Origin of the sequence: Leptotrichia sp. OH3620_COT-345 (assembly GCF_003932895.1) — a bacterium.
GTDB lineage: Bacteria > Fusobacteriota > Fusobacteriia > Fusobacteriales > Leptotrichiaceae > Pseudoleptotrichia.
In genome coordinates, this window is record NZ_RQYW01000207.1 from 1 (window position 1) to 242 (window position 242).

The window sequence follows — 242 nt, forward strand, 5'->3', positions numbered from 1 at the left end:
TCACTTAAACTTAATGCATCTACTCCTCTTTCTCCTATCCCTATATGTCCCTGTGATACATCTATGCCTACTAAGTCCCCTTCTCTTATATCCAAATTCCCTGTAGTTAGAGTCACTCTGTCCGTATTTAAAAAACCGCCCCCGTTAACAAATATTCCGTTTCTGTTTGCCATTACAAGGTCAGCTCTTTGTCCTGCCACTTCCACTATTCCGTTTATATTACTCTTATTCTTTCCTGTCAC

Annotated in this window: 1 protein-coding gene; it reads right to left on the reverse strand. The window is 40.1% G+C overall.

Annotated features, from left to right (window positions below; translation table 11 throughout):
* Positions 1-242 (reverse strand): filamentous hemagglutinin N-terminal domain-containing protein (locus EII29_RS11800; protein WP_125237632.1); only part of this gene is annotated, 242 nt, incomplete at both ends.